At 49.0% G+C, this 17,409-nt stretch carries 18 protein-coding genes; 8 read left to right on the top strand and 10 right to left on the bottom strand.

Features of this window, described 5'->3' with window-relative positions; genetic code table 11:
• Positions 1-188: 188 nt before the first annotated feature.
• Positions 189-1,652 (top strand): aminoacyl-histidine dipeptidase, encoded by a 1,464-nt coding sequence (locus BZJ21_RS02120; RefSeq protein ID WP_101494536.1) that lies wholly within the window; start codon positions 189-191, stop codon positions 1,650-1,652.
• On the opposite strand, the gene dinB is transcribed toward BZJ21_RS02120, so the two are convergent.
• From dinB to bolA, 10 genes are all read right to left on the bottom strand, one after another.
• Entirely contained in the window at positions 1,649-2,701 is a 1,053-nt protein-coding gene (gene dinB / locus BZJ21_RS02115; protein WP_021024133.1) for a DNA polymerase IV, read from the bottom strand. The two genes, BZJ21_RS02120 and dinB, sit on opposite strands and share 4 nt — an antisense overlap.
• 72 nt (positions 2,702-2,773) lie before the next feature.
• Positions 2,774-2,995 carry a (Na+)-NQR maturation NqrM gene (gene nqrM / locus BZJ21_RS02110; RefSeq protein ID WP_077661497.1) on the bottom strand — a complete coding sequence of 74 codons (222 nt, stop codon included), beginning with the start codon at positions 2,993-2,995 and terminating at the stop codon, positions 2,774-2,776.
• A 121-nt stretch (positions 2,996-3,116) separates the two neighbouring features.
• The gene (locus BZJ21_RS02105) at positions 3,117-4,133 is read right to left on the bottom strand and encodes an FAD:protein FMN transferase (protein WP_077669010.1); all 1,017 of its coding nucleotides are present in this window, start codon (positions 4,131-4,133) and stop codon (positions 3,117-3,119) included.
• A gap of 84 nt (positions 4,134-4,217) precedes the next feature.
• Entirely contained in the window at positions 4,218-5,441 is a 1,224-nt protein-coding gene (gene nqrF / locus BZJ21_RS02100; RefSeq protein ID WP_077577236.1) for an NADH:ubiquinone reductase (Na(+)-transporting) subunit F, read from the bottom strand.
• 31 nt (positions 5,442-5,472) lie between these two features.
• Positions 5,473-6,069, bottom strand: coding sequence for an NADH:ubiquinone reductase (Na(+)-transporting) subunit E (nqrE, locus tag BZJ21_RS02095; protein ID WP_021024137.1), 597 nt, complete (start codon positions 6,067-6,069; stop codon positions 5,473-5,475).
• Positions 6,070-6,075: 6 nt separating this feature from the next.
• Positions 6,076-6,708, bottom strand: a complete 633-nt coding sequence (locus tag BZJ21_RS02090; RefSeq protein WP_021024138.1) for an NADH:ubiquinone reductase (Na(+)-transporting) subunit D — start codon at positions 6,706-6,708, stop codon at positions 6,076-6,078.
• Entirely contained in the window at positions 6,701-7,504 is an 804-nt protein-coding gene (locus tag BZJ21_RS02085) for a Na(+)-translocating NADH-quinone reductase subunit C (RefSeq protein ID WP_021024139.1), read from the bottom strand. The genes BZJ21_RS02090 and BZJ21_RS02085 overlap by 8 nt, the downstream gene beginning before the upstream one ends.
• Positions 7,494-8,735 carry an NADH:ubiquinone reductase (Na(+)-transporting) subunit B gene (locus BZJ21_RS02080; RefSeq protein ID WP_021024140.1) on the bottom strand — a complete coding sequence of 414 codons (1,242 nt, stop codon included), beginning with the start codon at positions 8,733-8,735 and terminating at the stop codon, positions 7,494-7,496. Before BZJ21_RS02080 ends, BZJ21_RS02085 begins: the two co-directional genes overlap by 11 nt.
• A 3-nt stretch (positions 8,736-8,738) precedes the next feature.
• Positions 8,739-10,079 carry a Na(+)-translocating NADH-quinone reductase subunit A gene (locus tag BZJ21_RS02075; RefSeq protein ID WP_077669054.1) on the bottom strand — a complete coding sequence of 447 codons (1,341 nt, stop codon included), beginning with the start codon at positions 10,077-10,079 and terminating at the stop codon, positions 8,739-8,741.
• Positions 10,080-10,493: 414 nt separating this feature from the next.
• A complete protein-coding gene (gene bolA / locus BZJ21_RS02070) occupies positions 10,494-10,811 on the bottom strand; it encodes a transcriptional regulator BolA (RefSeq protein ID WP_077461629.1) in 318 nt (105 codons plus the stop codon).
• 170 nt (positions 10,812-10,981) lie between these two features.
• On the opposite strand from bolA, the gene BZJ21_RS02065 reads away from it, so the two are divergent.
• The 7 genes from BZJ21_RS02065 to BZJ21_RS02035 all read left to right on the top strand — a co-directional run bounded on the left by BZJ21_RS02065 (position 10,982) and on the right by BZJ21_RS02035 (position 17,346).
• The gene (locus tag BZJ21_RS02065) at positions 10,982-12,118 is read left to right on the top strand and encodes a methyltransferase (protein WP_077669009.1); all 1,137 of its coding nucleotides are present in this window, start codon (positions 10,982-10,984) and stop codon (positions 12,116-12,118) included.
• A 25-nt stretch (positions 12,119-12,143) separates the two neighbouring features.
• Entirely contained in the window at positions 12,144-12,713 is a 570-nt protein-coding gene (locus BZJ21_RS02060; RefSeq protein ID WP_021024144.1) for a YajG family lipoprotein, read from the top strand.
• Positions 12,714-12,715: 2 nt separating this feature from the next.
• Entirely contained in the window at positions 12,716-13,276 is a 561-nt protein-coding gene (locus tag BZJ21_RS02055; protein WP_077647091.1) for a peptidylprolyl isomerase, read from the top strand.
• Between the two features lie 20 nt (positions 13,277-13,296).
• Positions 13,297-14,691, top strand: coding sequence for an AmpG family muropeptide MFS transporter (locus BZJ21_RS02050; RefSeq protein WP_077661493.1), 1,395 nt, complete (start codon positions 13,297-13,299; stop codon positions 14,689-14,691).
• 218 nt (positions 14,692-14,909) lie between these two features.
• Positions 14,910-15,752, top strand: coding sequence for a nucleoside-specific channel-forming Tsx family protein (locus BZJ21_RS02045; RefSeq protein ID WP_077669008.1), 843 nt, complete (start codon positions 14,910-14,912; stop codon positions 15,750-15,752).
• Positions 15,753-15,853: 101 nt separating this feature from the next.
• A complete protein-coding gene (locus BZJ21_RS02040; protein WP_077669007.1) occupies positions 15,854-16,744 on the top strand; it encodes a ketopantoate reductase family protein in 891 nt (296 codons plus the stop codon).
• The gene (locus BZJ21_RS02035) at positions 16,741-17,346 is read left to right on the top strand and encodes a DJ-1 family glyoxalase III (protein ID WP_077577242.1); all 606 of its coding nucleotides are present in this window, start codon (positions 16,741-16,743) and stop codon (positions 17,344-17,346) included. Before BZJ21_RS02040 ends, BZJ21_RS02035 begins: the two co-directional genes overlap by 4 nt.
• The last annotated feature ends 63 nt before the right edge of the window (positions 17,347-17,409 follow it).

Genomic DNA, 17,409 nt, shown 5'->3' with positions numbered 1-17,409 from the left:
TGATGGGAGTCACAAAAAGTTCATATATGTAATTTAATTACAAAAATAACGCCTAGTTTGATTGGCATAGCGGGTTTTTATCCATGTCTGTTGCCGTGATAGCGACAGTGATATGCTTGGGTTTGTTTTTCCATTTCAGTGAGACCTGCTGCATAAAAGGTCAACCATAAAATATAATGGAGTTTATCGTGTCTGACATTAGCCAATTATCACCGCGCCCTGTTTGGGCGTTTTTCGACCAAATCTGTGCTATCCCTCATCCTTCTTATCATGAGTCACAGTTAGCCCAGTTTATTATCGATTGGGCAAAGGGACGTGGTTTAGCGGTTCGTCAAGATAACGCCGGTAACCTATTCATTCGTAAACCAGCCACTCCCGGCATGGAGAACCGCAAGGGCGTAGTCTTACAAGCCCACCTCGATATGGTGCCTCAGAAGAATGAAAATACCGATCACGATTTTACCCGCGATCCTATTCGTCCCTATGTGGATGGGGAGTGGGTCACTGCCGATGGCACCACGTTAGGTGCGGATAACGGTATGGGGATGGCATCCTGCCTTGCTGTTCTCGATGCCGATGATATCGAGCACGGTCCACTTGAAGTATTGCTCACCACCAACGAAGAAGCAGGTATGGATGGCGCGTTTGGGCTTGAAGCAGGCTGGCTAACAGGTGACATACTGCTCAATACCGACTCAGAGCAAGAAGGGGAAGTGTACATGGGCTGCGCGGGTGGCGTGGATGCCAGTATGCATTTTCCACTCGAGCGACAAGCGATAGAGGAAGATCTGGCACGCTTTACGATTGGCATTAAAGGATTAAAAGGGGGCCACTCGGGCGTGGATATTCACACGGGCCGAGCGAATGCCAATAAATTATTAGCCCGTTTTCTGAGCCATCATCTTGATGATGTCGACATGAGCCTACTCGCGATACGTGGTGGTACATTACGCAATGCCATTCCTCGTGAAGCGTTTGCCGATATTGCCGTGCCTGCATCGCAAAAAGACGCACTGGCTGGCGCTGTTGACCGGTTCGCGACGCTGCTACAAGACGAGTTAGGCCGCTTGGAAGAGCAAGTGACCTTGGTAATGGAATCCACTGACAATGCAACTAATCCTCTCACACGCGCCGTCCAATCACGTTTATTAGCGGCCTTAAATGCTGCGCCTAACGGGGTAGTGAGAATGAGTGATGATGTCCCTGGCGTGGTCGAAACATCACTTAACCTCGGCGTGATTAATACTGAGGAAGATAAAATTACCGCCTTATTTCTGATCCGTTCATTGATCGACTCAGGCCGTGAGAACGTGCAAAGCATGCTGCAATCACTGGCAAGCTTAGCGAATGTTAATGTCGAGTTTTCAGGCGCCTACCCAGGTTGGAAACCGGATCCCGATTCAGAGATTATGCATATTTTCCGCGATACCTATGAAGGAATCTATCAGCGTAAACCTGACATCATGGTCATTCATGCGGGGCTAGAGTGTGGCCTATTTAAACAGCCCTATCCCAACATGGATATGATTTCATTTGGTCCGACTATCAAGTTTCCGCATTCTCCCGATGAGAAAGTAAATATCGATAGTGTTGGGCACTATTGGCAACAAATGCAGGCGATTTTAAAAGCGATTCCAGTTAAAACGGCCTAGCCGAGTAGACTCAGTTGGGGGGCGGTATCGTCTCCCAACCCAACCGACAAACCAATCAGGCGAATACCCCGCCCTTCCCCTCGATAAAAGGCTTCGTGTAACAAGGTATCAAACAAGGCGCGGTCCAAGGACTCACATCGGTGTGCGACCGTGGTGGTTTGAAAGTCATTAAACTTCATTTTGATCCCTTGCCGGCAAATTCGTCCCCCTGCATCAGCTTTTTCTAATCGCGTCAGCAATTCATCGTATAAACGATCAATCCACGGCAAACAGGCATCAAGCAAGTTTAGATCCTCAGACAAGGTTTTTTCGACTCCGACGGATTTCCGTATACGCTCAACTTGCACCTCACGTCGGTCAATGCCATGAGCACGCTGCCAAAGCACGGAACCAAATTTACCAAAGCGCTGGACAAGCATTGATGGATCCGCGGTTTGAATATCATGGCAGGTAAACAGATTCCATTCATGCAACTTGGTCAAGGTGACCCGTCCCACACCAGGAATAGACTGTAAAGGGAGATCGCGAACAAAGTGTTCAACTTGGTCGGGTGACACCACGCAAATACCATCGGGTTTGTTTTTATCCGACGCTACTTTGGCGATAAATTTAATCGGCGCCACGCCCGCTGAGGCCGTTAATCCTAACTCATGACGAATGTCTCGCCGAATTGCTTCGGCTATTAAGGTTGCAGAATTTTGATAACATTGAGTCTCAGAGACATCGAGGTAGGCTTCATCAAGGGAAAGCGGTTCTATGGTATCGGTATAGCGATGAAAAATAGCATGCAACTGTTGAGAGATGCGACGATATTTCGCCATGTCGCCACGCATCACTGTCAAGCCGGGACACAGCTTTAATGCTTGAGCGGTGGCCATCGCAGAACGTATGCCAAACCGCCGCGCGGGATAATTACAGGTAGCAATGACACCGCGTCCATCGGCAGAGCCACCAATGGCTAAAGGAATAGACTGTAAAGCCGGATTATCGCGCATTTCTACTGCGGCATAAAAACAATCCATATCAATATGAATGATTTTTCTGCTCATGCTCCGGCCTTTTCATCAGAGTTCAGACGGGTTAGCCACGCGCTTTATAAAATGACGCGTTGGCAAAACACGTTAGATGATTTGATTTTTTTTCCACTCACGCGTTTTCTCCGCCCGTGCTTCGCGTTTTTTTCGTGCATCGCACGGCTCTGGGCAGTCACACTCTTTTTCAATACCGATCGCCCCCAAGCCACCACAGCTGCCGCTGATGGTTTTTTGCTGAACGATATAGCCGATCGCCATACCCGCAATGACAAGGAGAAAGATTGCGAAGGTGATAAGAAAGACTGACATAATTGCTCACCTATTATTGGTCGTGATGCTCAGCGCCCTGAGATGCGCTGAGCGAGTAACACGCATTACGCGTGCTTTACATCGTACTGCCTCAACGGCACTGACGCTGTACATAAAGACACTAACGCTGCAAATAAGGTTTAAACGCCTCTGACGCGATTTCTTCAAACCCATCGTCTGTTTTTACTACCATAAATACAGGAATATTCGCTTTGTTGGCTAATTCCATCGCTTTATCTGGCCCAAGTACCATGAAGCCCGTGGCTAAGCCATCAGCCGTCATACAAGACGGATCAAGCACGGTTACTGAGACCAAGTGATGATTGATCGGACGTCCTGTCGCAGGATCGATAATGTGCGAATAACGCATACCATCACTTTCAAAGTAGTTGCGATAGTCGCCAGATGTGGCAACCGCCATATCGCCTGGCTCGACGATCTCTTGTACTGACTGCGCTCCCGCACTCGGTTTCTCAATCGCGATACGCCAAGGCACTTGATCTTGGTTCATACCTTTTAATTGTAACTCACCACCAATCTCAACCAAATAGTTATCGAGTCCTAAATCGCCAAGGTAGTTCGCCACAACATCCACCCCGTACCCTTTCGCAATGGTTGATAAGTCAACATACAAGTCAGGGTTGGTTTTTATGAGTCGACGCCCGTCTACACTAAGGTGTTCTAAGCCCGTCATCGCCATCCGTGACGCTATCTCTTCATCACTGGGAATAGTCTCCGGTCGCTTTTCTGGCCCAAAACTCCAAAGGTTAACCAGTGGCCCCACTGTGACATCAAGCGCGCCTTGGGTAAATTGATTCAGCCGAATCGCCTCGTTAATCACGGTGATTGTCGCTGGAGAGACAGAAACAGGTGAGTTCGCTTGGTGCTGATTGAATTGACTCAATTCGGAGTCTGTTCGGTAAGTCGACATCTGATCGTTGACTGTTTCTAAACGCTGATCGATAGCCGCTTGAACGACATCCTGCGAGGGAGTAGCGTCCGTCGCGATATATTTGATCGAATAATAGGTCCCCATCGTCTCGCCCGTAAGATGCACAAGCTCAGGGGCGCGCTCACAACCGACAAGGCCTGCAACCACGGCAACGACTGTTGCACAGCGTAACCAAAACTTCTTCATAGTGGTGTCCTTCGACATCAGGTTTATACGTAAAATGGCTGGCCCTTGGGCCAGCCATTACAAGGTCAGACAAACAATCAGTGCCTATCCGCCGAAATCATCCAACATGATGTTTTCGTCTTCAACACCAAGATCTTTAAGCAAGCCAATCACGGCAGCGTTCATCATTGGTGGCCCACACATGTAATACTCGCAGTCTTCCGGTGCTTCATGGTCTTTCAGATAGTTTTCATAAAGCACATTATGGATAAAGCCAGTATCACCCTCCCAGTTATCTTCTGGTAGCGGGTCGGACAGTGCGCAATACCAGTTGAAGTTCTCATTTTGCTCTTGGAGCATATCGAAATCTTCAACGTAGAACATTTCACGTTTAGACCGCGCGCCATACCAGAACGTAATCTTACGATCCGTGTTAAGACGTTTGAGCTGGTCAAAGATATGTGAGCGCATTGGCGCCATACCTGCACCACCGCCGATAAATACCATCTCTGCGTCGGTGTCTTTGGCGAAAAACTCCCCAAATGGACCCGAGATAGTGCACTTGTCACCCGGCTTTAATGACCAAATGTAAGAGGACATCTGGCCCGGTGGCACGTCTGGGTTACGCGGTGGTGGCGTCGCCACACGTACGTTAAGCATGATAATACCCTCTTCTTCAGGGTAGTTAGCCATGGAGTACGCACGAATAATGTCTTCATCTACCTTAGACTCGTAACGGAAAAGGTTGAACTTCTCCCAGTCTTCACGGTATTCCTCAGGAATATCAAAATCCGAGTACTTAATATGGTGTGGTGGCGCCTCAATTTGAATATAACCACCGGCACGGAAAGGTACCGATTCACCATCTGGAATACGTAATTTAAGCTCTTTGATAAACGTGGCTTGGTTATCGTTAGAAATAACTTCACAATCCCACTTCTTCACACCAAAGATCTCTTCTGGCAGCTCAATCTTCATATCTTGCTTAATAGCAACTTGACACGATAGACGCTCACCTTCACGCGCTTCACCTTTGGTAATGTGATCAAGCTCGGTCGGTAGAATGTCACCACCGCCTTCTTTAATCTTCACACGACATTGACCGCATGAACCACCGCCACCACAGGCAGAAGACACAAATACACCAGCACCAGCCAGTGCGCCAAGCAGTTTTCCGCCTGGCTGAGTGACGATCGCTTTTTCAGGATCGTCATTAATATCGATTGTGATGTCTCCGGTTGGTACCAGCTTCGATTTGGCGAATAAAATCACCATCACCAATGCCAGTATTATCAGAGTAAACATCACCACACCAAGAATAATGTCCATTGACTATTCCTTTCCTCGCAGTTTACCCGGCTTACAGTTGCACACCAGAGAAAGACATAAAGCCCAATGCCATCAGACCTACTGAGATAAAGGTGATCCCTAATCCTCGTAGTGCAGGTGGCACATCTGAATACTTCATTTTCTCGCGGATCCCCGCCAGCGCGACGATGGCTAACATCCAGCCCACACCCGAACCAAAGCCATAAACGACCGACTCGGCGAAGTTGTAATCACGTTGTACCATAAATGATACGCCACCAAAGATGGCACAGTTCACTGTAATCAACGGTAGGAAAATACCGAGTGCGTTGTAGAGCGGCGGGAAGAACCGATCCAAGACCATTTCCAAGATTTGTACCAAAGCAGCAATAACACCGATAAAGGTCACAAAGTTCAGAAAGCTCAGATCCACCCCTTTAACCAACGCATCTTCACGTAGGATAAGGTTGTAAACCAGGTTGTTAACCGGTACCGAAATAGTCAGTACCACCACAACAGCGACACCGAGGCCGAACGCCGTTTTCACTTTCTTAGACACCGCCAAGAAAGTACACATGCCGAGGAAGAATGCCAACGCCATGTTCTCAATAAAGATTGAGCGCACCAGCAGGCTTAGATAGTGTTCCATGTGCTGTTACTCCTTCGCTTCAACTTGTTCTGGTTTGAAGGTACGCACAATCCAAATCAAAAAGCCGATGAGGAAGAATGCAGAGGGGGCTAACAGCATCATGCCGTTAGGCTGATACCAACCACCTTCGCTGACAACCGGCAGGATTGATACGCCAAAGACAGAGCCAGAGCCCAGAAGCTCGCGGAAGAAAGCCACTGTCATCAGAACAAAACCATAACCCAACGCGTTACCAATACCATCCATGAATGACGGTAATGGCGATGACTTCATTGCATAGGCTTCTGCGCGTCCCATCACGATACAGTTGGTGATGATCAGCCCCACGAAGACCGAAAGCTGCTTAGAGATGTCATAAACAAACGCTTTCAGCGTTTCGTCAACCACGATAACTAATGAAGCGATGATCGCCATTTGAACGATGATACGTACACTATTAGGAATGTGGTTGCGAATCAGCGACACGAAAAAGTTCGACATTGCGGTAACGAACATCACCGCCAGTGTCATGACAAAGGCTGTCTGCATCTGCGTAGTCACCGCTAGTGCCGAACACACCCCGAGAACCTGTAAGGCAATCGGGTTGTTGTCTAGCACCGGCGATAGCAGATTTTTCTTCAGTTCTTTCGCTTCAGCCATTGGTCAGGCCTCCCTCACGAACTTTTGCTAAGAACGGGCCAAAACCCTGCTCACCTAGCCAGAAATTAAATTGATTCTGAACACCGTTACTGGTCAGCGTTGCACCAGAAAGCGCATCAATGCCGTGCTCGCTTCCTTCAGGTGCGCCGCCTTTGACGATTCGAATGGCTGGCTCGCCTTGCTCGTTGAACAGTTTTTTACCATCCCACTTCGCGCGCCATTTCGGGTTTTCGACCTCGCCACCTAAGCCAGGGGTTTCACCTTGCTCATAGTAAACGATATCAGCAACCGTGTTACCATCCGGCTCAACCGCGACAAACGCGTACATCATACTCCATAGGCCTGAGCCTTTTACGGGGAGAATGAGGCGCTGTATATCACCCGAATCATTTTTCACGACGTAGACTTTAGCGACATCAGCACGACGGCCAATGTCTGCTACATTCTCTTCGCTACTTAGCTTTTTCGAGAGGCTAGGATCTTTCGCGGCTGCGCGCTGATCATAATCAGCTGCATCAGCAACATTGACAGCATCCGGGCTGACATAGTCGCCCTTTTCAAGGCTGACTAAGCGCGTTTCAATATACTTGTTGTAAGCATCGTTAATCGCGCTCTTACCACCCGCCACATCGACACCTGCGACCGAAAGGATGTTCTTTTGTACGTCTAATTTTGCGTTCATTTGTTGCAAAGGACGTAACGCCACCGCTGCACCAGACACCACGATTGAGCACACTAAGCTCAACGCGATAACAACGATCAGCGTCTTTTTAATACTATCGTTACTACTTGCCATTACGAGCCAGTCTCCGTTTGATGTTGCCCTGAATCACCAAGTTATCAAAGAGAGGTGCAAACAGGTTAGCGAACAAGATCGCCAGCATCATACCTTCTGGATATGCTGGGTTTACCACACGAATGATCACTGCCATGGCACCGATCAATGCGCCATACCACCATTTCGCTTTATTGGTAAACGCAGCAGATACCGGGTCTGTTGCCATGAACATCATACCGAATGCAAAACCACCCAGCACCAAGTGCCAGTAGAACGGCATGCTGAACATCGGGTTCGTATCTGAACCAATCAGATTAAACAAGGTCGCCGCAACGGCCATGCCCAAAAAGGTACCCAAGATGATGCGCCATGACGCGATCCGCATGTATACCAAGGCTGCACCGCCAATTAAGATGGCAATGGTGGAGACTTCACCAATTGAACCTGGGATATTACCAATAAAGGCGTCCATCCAAGTCATGGTTTGACCACTAACATTGTGCATCAGTGCTGATTGGCCACCGGTGTACCATTGGCTTAGCGCGGTTGCACCTGAGTAACCATCAGCTGCAGTCCATACCAAATCACCCGAGATCTGTGCTGGATAGGCAAAGAACAAGAACGCACGACCGGCCAATGCTGGGTTCAAGAAGTTACGTCCCGTTCCGCCAAAGATCTCTTTTGCAACGACCACACCAAAGGTGATACCGAGCGCGGCTTGCCATAATGGCAATGTCGGCGGCACGATGAGGGCAAACAAAATGGATGTAACAAAGAAACCTTCGTTTACTTCGTGTTTACGCACGATGCAGAAAAGTACTTCCCAGAAACCACCCACAATAAAGACGGTGGCATAAATAGGCAGGAAGTAGGTGGCACCGAGAATGGTTTTGGTCCCCCAGCTTGCAGCCGCTAGCGGCCCAGCGATGGACTCGGTTAACCAATAATGCCAGTTTCCACTAATGACCTGCGCAAGCTGATCGCCTGAATACAAGTCCATCAAGCCCATAATCGCTTGGTTACCTGTGTTGTACATCCCCCAGAACATCGCTGGGAACACCGCAAGCCAAACCATGATCATGATGCGTTTCAAATCGATACTGTCACGCACATGCGCGCCGGCTTTGGTCACCATACCTGGCGTGTATAAAATGGTCGCAACCGCTTCATACAAGGCAAACCACTTTTCGTGTTTACCGCCTGGCTCAAAGTGTGGCTCGATTTGCTCTAAAAAGTTTTTCAGGCTCATCTGTTACCCTTCCTTCTCAATTTTTTCCAGGCTCTCGCGGAGCATTGGACCAAATTCGTACTTGCCTGGGCAGACAAAGGTACAAAGGGCCAAATCTTCAGGATCTAACTCCAGCGCGCCTAGCTGTTGCATGCTATCTGTATCGCCGGCACAGATATCACGCAGCAACATGGTTGGCTCGATATCTAGCGGCATCACTCGCTCATAATTACCGATCGGCACCATGGAACGATCACTGCCATTGGTGGAGGTGGTTAAATTGAAAAGCTGACCTTTAAACAAATGGCCAAGATAAGCGCGCGTCACTGAGAAGCGATTTTTACCGGGTGCTAGCCAGCCAAATAGTTCTTTCTCGTTACCTTCGCGAAGTACCGAGACCTGCATATGGAAACGACCTAGATAGGCATGTGGGCCAGTAGCTTTGGTACCAGATAGCACAGAGCCAGAAATCACACGGCTTTCGCCAGCCATTAGCTCGCCATCTACCAGCTCATCGAGATTAGCGCCAAGCTGGGTACGAATGAGGCGTGGCTGACTGACCATAGGACCCGCAATAGACACAACACGGTCCGTATGGATTTCACCGGCTAGGAATAGATGCCCAAACGCAATCACATCTTGATAGTTGAGATGCCACACCTGCTTTTCCATATCAACAGAACGCAAGTAATGGATATGGGTACCAACCAGTCCTGCTGGGTGAGGACCAGCAAAAACGTGTTGTTCGACATTAGATTGCTTGCTGGTTGGGAGCTCAACGTCCGCTTTGCACACAAAGACAGATTTGTCCGTGAGGCGCGATACGACGTCTAAACCAGCCACGAAGGCCTCTTTTTGTTCATCAATGATCACTTTAGGATCCGCGGCGAGCGGATTGGTGTCCATTGCGTTAACAAAAATAGCTTCGGGTTCAGCATCAATCGCTGGAGAACGGCTGAACGGTCGGGTGCGGAGCGCGGTCCACATCCCAGACTCAACCAGTTGATCAACAACGGCTTGACGGTCTAGCGAGGCTAATTGCGACGCTTCGTACTTATTGAAGGTAACTTGCTCATTTCCATCGACTTCAATGACGACAGACTGAAGAACACGCTTGGCACCGCGATTGACTTCAACCACTTTACCAGCTGCGGGCGCAGTAAATTTGACGCCAGGGTTTTTCTTATCTTCGAAAACCACTTGGCCTTTCTTCACTACATCACCCACTCGCGCATGCATAGTGGGGCGCATTCCAACGTACTCTTCGCCAAGCAAGGCGACTTTCTTGATGGCTGGACCATCACTTATCACCTGAGTAGGAGTCCCTGCGATGGGGATATCCAAACCCTTTTTTATTGTAATCATACGCACTTGCACTACATTAACGGGAAAAAGAATTCTGTTATTGCGCAGTTAAAGACACGACTTTCGACTGAATGGCGGCCTAAAGGCACACCGTCGCAACATCCTGCTAACCATTTCATCACACAAAGGCAACCTAGGTTAGTCTTTAAGCACGATATTCTATCACTAACCCCAGCACTGATTCTATGGATATTGTCACTCGGGCGTGGCAATTATCCATACCTGTACAAACAATGCGCGTTGTAACTTCACAGTTTTACTGTTGTTTTTTTACGCGTTGCAGACAGCTGTTGACCGAGACAGTCACGGATTAACACTTGTCTGGCCGTAATCAATACCAAGCAGACACCAGGCCTTTATGTAAGAAATTGTTGCCATGAGGTAAAAGATAAAATCATGTCCACTCTCACTGGTCTAAGACGCATTCACGTCACCACCCCGACATGCCGGAGAGTCAGGCGCTTGGGTCTGCGCTTGCCATTCTTGCGGTGAATAGGTGTGAATCGCAAGCGCGTGAACCTCACCCGCCAATTCATCCGCGAGTGTGCTATTCACCGCTCTATGGCGCTGAATAAGCCGCTGGTCGCTGAATAGCTCCGAGACAACCACCACCTTGAAATGACTTTCCGCGCCTTCAGGCACATTGTGCATATAACTTTCGTTGTGTACCTCAAGGTGGGCCGGCGTGAAAGCCCGCGTCAGTTTTTCTGTTATTTCTGTTTCAATTTTCATGACGTCCCCAAAATCTCCGGGCGACCTGCCCAGATTTTAGCCGTTATTGATAAAATTGCGAATCGAGTGATGGATCAAGCAACGACAGGCAGTTTGCCCTCGTTTACATTGCAGTTATCGCTTGAGTGCGACAATATACGCAGTCCGTAACCCCCGATGCAAACGCGCCAATGAAAACACTACTCCCGATTCCAGGTAGCGAATCAGCCTTGACGCTACACCGTTACCCGCAGCGAAAAAATGAGACGCTACAAGCCTTCGATGCCGCCGATGAGTATATGATTGCGCACGCGAGCACATGGTCAGTAGGTAAAAATGCGCGAATATTGATCATTAATGATCAATTTGGCGCACTCAGTTGCTGGGCCAGCCAGCAAGGATTTGATGTTTTTCAAGTCAGCGATTCGGTTATTTCGCAGCAAGCGACGATTGAGAATCTGGCACACAATGATCTCGCGGGTATCACTCAGCTTACCAGCTTAGATACCTTACCGGCGGATATCGATGCGGTGATGTTACGCGTACCGAAAAGCAGTAAAATGCTCACTTGGCAACTTCAGCAACTCGCTAGTGTCACTGATGCGCATACGCTTGTGCTAGCGAGTGCTAAAGCGAAAGAGATCCATACCTCGACCCTTAATCAGTTTGAGCATTGGCTGGGGGCAACAACCACCTCGCTGGCGAAGAAAAAAGCGCGTTTGATTTTTACCACACCGACCAAGCAACTGGTACCGCAGCCCGATCCGGTCAACGATGTCGACGTACCAGAATTCTCGATGCGACTGGCTAACTGGCCCAATGTTTTCTCGGCCAAGAAACTCGATATTGCCGCGTATTTAATGCTGCCGCACATTCCGAGTCAGGCACATTTAAAACGCATTGTCGATTTAGGCTGCGGTAACGGCGTATTGGCATTACAAGCGGCACGAAATAATCCAGCGGCGTTCATTTATGCGGTCGATGAAAGCCATATGGCCGTCGCCAGCGCAAAACACAATCTGAATCGCCATGATATCGACTCACGCCGTTTTCTCTGTGAGGCCAGAGATTGCCTCACCGGTTTTGAGCATACAGATATCGATCTTGTGCTCTGTAACCCACCCTTCCACCAGCAGCAAACCATTACCGATCATATTGCTTGGCAAATGTTTTGTGACGCAAAACGTGTTCTGACCACGAATGGCGAGCTTTTAGTCATTGGCAATCGTCATCTCGGCTATCATACTAAGCTTAAACGTCTTTTTGGTCATGTCACTGTCGTTGCGTCGAATAAAAAATTCGTTATTCTCAAGGCAGTCAATGCCTAATATTAAGAAAAGGAAGCCGAACCCCATGAAAAAACTGATTATTGCTATCGCTGTATTAGTCCTTGCTGGCTGTTCGACACCCCGTGAGCCACAGCTGACTATCGCACCCTCTCCGGCGTCATCCAATCAGCAGCAAGTCAACAATCTTCCGGTCGTGGTGAAGAGTAAAGACTTACGTACCGCACAATTCGTTGCGGTTATCGATAGCGGTCGCTCCAATGTCAAACCGCTGCACGCCAGCCAGAATTTGCGTGTGGTATTAGAAGACACGCTGTCTCGTCAACTGTCATCACAAGGGTTTCGAGTGGTTGCCAATGGCCCGGGAGTGTTGCGCCTCGACATTCTTGATGCCTTAGTCCGAGTCAAACACACCGTGTTTAAACATGACATGGAAGCATCGGTCCAATTACAGCTCGTTGCTGAATCCCCTGAGGGTCGCTTTGTTAAGCGTTATACCGGGAAATCGACGCAAAGCGGTGTAAGCAGTGCATCACCTGATGATATAGAACTGGCGCTGAATAACTTGCTTGAAGCGGTGTTACAAGACATTGCCGACGACGAGCAACTCCTTGATCATATGAAAGCACACTTTTAAGCATGGTATGTCGTTCGCTTCTCTGGATTCTTGTGCTGGTCATCACGCCAGTGCAAGCCAGTGTCATGGTTAAAGTCGAAACCACTTTGGGTGATTTTGCGGTAAAACTAAACCCACAAAAAGCGCCTAAAACCGTGGCCAACTTTTTGCGTTATGTTGACGATGGCAGTTATGTCGGGACGCAGTTTCATCGCGTGATCCCACGATTTGTCGTGCAAGGCGGCGGGTTTGATAAAGCCCTGAATCGCCGACCAAGCTACGAGCCGGTAGACAATGAATCATCTAACGGTTTGAAGAATCGGCGAGCGACAATCGCCATGGCACGTACGCAAGAGCCCGACTCCGCCACCCGGCAGTTTTATATCAACATCCGTGATAATGGCTTTTTAGACGCCACGCCCAATAAAGTGGGGTATACGGTTTTTGGTCGAGTCGTGGAGGGCTTTAATACGCTCCAAACGATGACCGAGCAACCCACAGTGACCGTCCCGAGCAAACGCATGCAAGATGTACCGCAACAGCCGATTGTTATCACTAATATCTACCGGATGTCCTCTCAATAGCGACAAGTAGGCTAACCACTATGCTGTCATCCAAGTTCAAAACGACATTGGCGCCCTACGCCGATCGTCGTTTACTTTTTGTTTTCTTAATGGGTTGCTGTAGTGGCTTTCCCTGGGTGTTGATTGGCTCCAACTTAAATGGTTGGTTGGCTGACGAGGGCCTATCACGCACCGCGATTGGTCTATTTGGTTCGGTTTTCGTCCTGTATGCGGTCAACTTTTTATGGGCGCCATTACTCGACCGCATTAAGATCCCTTTTCTATCTCAGCGCTTGGGTCAGCGCCGCAGTTGGATTTTTTCGACTCAAGCTATTATGTTGATTGCCACCTTGGCGTTGTCACAACTTGACTTACAAGGGCTTAAAGCGGTCGATCCTTGGGTTACTACTGTGGTGTTATCCTCACTTATCTTTGCGATTGCATTGGCCTCTTCCACCCAGGATATTGCCATTGACGCCTTTCGGATTGATAACTTTGCTGAACATGAGACTGATAAGTTTCCGCTGGCATCAGCGATGTCTGTGATTGGTTGGTGGACCGGCTATTCGGTGCCAGGTTATGTTGGCTTTGTTAACGCCGATGCCATCGGTTGGAATCATGTTTATGTGATCATGGCAGGCTTTATCGGCTTAATGGCATTGGCGACGCTGTATGTGAAAGAACCAGAAAGTGACCGCGAACAGCGCCAAGATGCCGCCACTCGCCACTATTTGGCGCAAGGATACAGTGGCTTGCGTGCGTGGCTGGCGGTCACCGTGGTCGAGCCCTTTGCCGAGTTTTTCCGTCGCAATGGGGTGAAAGTAGCATTAACCCTGTTGCTGTTTGTATTTTTATTCAAACTGGGTGAAGCCTTCCTCGGACGGATGTCGATCGTGTTTTATAAAGATGTCGGCTTTACCAATGAACAAATTGGTTACTACTCCAAACTTGTCGGTTGGGGCCTCACCGTGGTCTACACCCTGATTGGTAGTTATATCAATTTGCGTTTCGGTGTGATTAAAGGGCTGTTTATTGGTGGCGTGGCCATGGCCTCCAGCAACCTGATGTTTGCCTGGCTGGCGATGGTTGGGCCCAACGAGCACCTGCTGCTGGGCGCAATCTTAGTCGATAACTTTACGTCAGCGTTTGCAACCATTGCATTCGTGTCATTCTTAACCTTCTTAACGGGTCGTGCGTTTTCAGCCACTCAGTACGCCCTCTTAGCGTCGTTGGGAAATCTAGGCCGCACCACGGTCGCCTCCTTTAGTGGCATGATGGTGGACTGGTTGGATAGCTGGTCAACATTTTTCGTAATAACCGCTCTGATGGTGATTCCTGGGCTGGTCATGCTGATCTATATTGGCAGGCAATTCCGCCAATCCTCGTCACAAAACGATCAAGCACCTGAACACTGCCCAGATTCACGTCGCAACTGATCCCACGTATCACAGTGGAGTGCAAAGTTTTGCTCTCCACTGTCGTCTAATTATCAACAAAGATCACATAAAACTGCCATGTAAACCGTTACAACTTGCAGCTGATCACAGCCTATTTGTGTGTCTATATTTATTGCATTCTTTATAGTGAACTTAATCAATATACTGCTCTTAACAAACGCGCACCGCGTAATTAACACCCAGCAGAGGCAGTCACTATGAAAAAATCCCTACTCGCACTCGCCGTTATCGCCGCAAGCAGCGTATCTGTTGCCAACGCCGCCGATTACTCCGATGACATTTACAAAAATGATCACAAATGGCTTCAATTTAATGCTATGTATGCCATCGATGAAAAAGCACAGTTCGACTTTGGCGAAGGCACAGAGAAAGATCATAACTACCTAGAAATGGAGTTTGGCGGCCGCAAAGGCGTGGTCGATCTTTATGGTTATGTCGATATTTTTGACTTGGGTGAAGACGATAGCAGCAACAACAATAAAAAGGGTCAGTCCAAGCTGTTCATGAAGCTCGCACCCCGCTTCTCGATTGATGGCATCACCGGGCAAGACTTGTCGTTTGGTCCTGTGCAAGAAGTCTATTTCTCGACCTTGTTTAACTGGGATGGGGGCAACGATATTGTTAATAATTCATTCTGGGGGGTTGGTGCCGATGTTGAACTGCCTTGGTTTGGCAAAGTGGGCATGAACCTTTACGGTTTGTATGACATCAACAAAAAAGATTGGAATGGCTATCAATTCTCCACCAACTGGTTTAAGCCTTTCCACTTCTTTGACAACGGCAGTTTCCTGTCTTATCAAGGCTATATCGATTACCAATTTGGTGCCGACGATACCTTTAAAGGCAACAACCAAGCGACCCACGGCGGTGCGATGTTTAACGGCCTGTACTGGCATTCAGATAACTACGCCCTCGGTTATGGCCTAAAAGCCTATAATGATGTTTATCTTTTTGAAGATGGTAATGCCAACAATGTCACAGAGAAGGTTGCTGACAGTTCAGGCATCTCTCACTACCTAAACGCCACCTACAAATTCTAACTGACTAGCGCGCCGGCCCTCGTCGGCGCGCTGCTTTCCTGCTTTGCCCTTCATCCTCTATGGTTATGATACACTGAGGTTTTAACCAAGCAGGCCATGTGATGAGGATTACCCTAATTGGTGCTGGCGCCATTGGCACATTATGGGCAGTGAAACTAACCCAAGCAGGACATAGCGTTAGTCTGGTCACGCGAGACCACGCAAGTGAACGCACCCTTTCTTTAGACGGCACATCGTTCACCTTGCCCGCCAACCAAACCGCTTTGATGCAACAAAGCGATCTCTGGTTAGTCTGCACCAAAGCCTATGATATCCAAGCCGCATTGCTTCCCTATCTATTCTATTTACACCCAGAGACTCTGGTTGTACTTATGCATAATGGAATGGGACCGCATCAATGGTTGGCAACACAGTTACCTGACGCTCAACCTCTGCTGCTTGCTACCACATCTCATGGTGTCTGTCGCGCCCGTACCGGTGATTATCAGCACACCGGGCATGGACCAACCGCTATTGGACCAGGCAATCAAGCCGGCCATGCCTGCACCTTTATTGCCGAGGTGTTTGATCATGCCCTTCCCACCGCGACGTGGAAGCGCGACATTTTTCAGTCACTTTGGTATAAACTGGCGATCAACAGCGTAATTAACCCACTGACCGCGGTGCATGGCATTCAAAATGGTGAGTTGCTCAAAGTTGACTACGATCCTATCATTCGCGAACTGTGCCAAGAGTTAGCCAATGTGATGCGCGCTGAAGGCGTCCACACCTCTGTGACAGAGATCCGCCAACAGATTGATACCGTAGTAAAAGCAACCGCAAACAACTATTCATCCATGAATCGTGATGTCTTCTATCAACGTCCGACAGAGCTCGAATACATTACCGGTTATGTGTTGCAGCGCGCGGCCGAACACCACATATCGGCCCCGCATCATCAGCAGCTCTATCAGGCGGTACAACAAGGTCAACGGCATAAGGAATCCTCATGAGTCAACAACGTCTCCTCATTTGTATGGCCCCCGGCAGCGAAGAAATAGAAGCAGTCACCGTGATTGACGTGATGCGACGAGCGGGGTTTGACGTGACTGTCGCCAGTGCGGCACCTGATGGAACGCTCACCCTCACCGGCTCTCGTGGGGTGGTGATCGTCTGTGACACCACACTCGCCGCGGTGGCCGATCAACCATTTGATTGCGTGGTTTTACCGGGTGGCATCGACGGCGCACAATGTTTAGGTGACAGCACGCTGGTAACAGAGATCATTAAGCAGCAGCAAAGCGATCAGGCTTGGGTCGCGGCGATTTGTGCGGCGCCGGCTTTAGTTCTGCAACGCCACCAGCTGTTCCCTCGATCTCATATGAGCTGCCATCCGAGTGTCAGTGAGCAGATCCCCGAACAATGGCTCAGTCGGCGCCGAGTGATGACTGATTATGATCACCGTTTAATTACTAGTCAGGGACCCGGCTCAGCGATGGAGTTCGCGATTGAAATCGTGCATGTACTTGGCGGCAAAAAGCTGGCCTGGCAGGTCGCTGAGCCTATGATGCCGTTGCCTCAATTGCATTATGAGAAAAAATTCAGCGAAGGATAAATCGGCTCAGCGCCTAATCGCAAACAGGCAGCCGATTGGGCTGCCTGTTTTTTACGTTCACAA

The sequence above is a fragment of the Salinivibrio costicola subsp. alcaliphilus genome, assembly GCF_001996185.1.
In the GTDB taxonomy this organism is placed as follows: Bacteria; Pseudomonadota; Gammaproteobacteria; order Enterobacterales; family Vibrionaceae; genus Salinivibrio; species Salinivibrio costicola.
This window is presented reverse-complemented; position numbering and strand designations above follow the sequence as displayed.